This is a genomic window from Streptococcus sp. HMSC072C09 (assembly GCF_001813105.1).
In the GTDB taxonomy this organism is placed as follows: domain Bacteria; phylum Bacillota; class Bacilli; order Lactobacillales; family Streptococcaceae; genus Streptococcus.
This window is the reverse complement of record NZ_KV811485.1, coordinates 466,409-466,782: the sequence shown is the minus strand read 5'-3', so window position 1 is coordinate 466,782 and position 374 is coordinate 466,409. Positions and strand designations below refer to the sequence as shown.

General features: G+C 29.4%; 1 protein-coding gene. It reads right to left on the bottom strand.

The features are described from left to right. Positions 1-193: 193 nt before the first annotated feature. Positions 194-374, bottom strand: a 181-nt coding sequence (locus HMPREF2893_RS11115; protein ID WP_083312220.1) for a hypothetical protein, incomplete at its 5' end; no start/stop codon positions are given.

Here is a 374-nt window from a genome sequence, read left to right as displayed (position 1 = left end):
TAAATAGATAGACGTAATCTAATTTGAATTGTCTTTATCTGGACTATACATCAAAATAAAAAAGAATAGGGAAAAGTCTTTAGGATCAAAAAACGCATAATATTAGGTGTTGAAGAACCTTGATACTATGCGTTTTATTGTGGGGTGATTTACTTTATTTTCTCCTGAAATTGAGTTTTTACTTAGTATCGTTTTACTTCCGATTAGAGATAACAAATTTATCAATGAATAGTAAGTGATATAATGCAAGTACAAATCCCCAGAAACTACCACGAAGAGAAAATTCTTGATGATTAAGAGGAAGTAAATCACGGTTTCCTATATAGATGCATGTCAAAATCACAAATAGAATCCAAAATAAATCAGTCCATTTA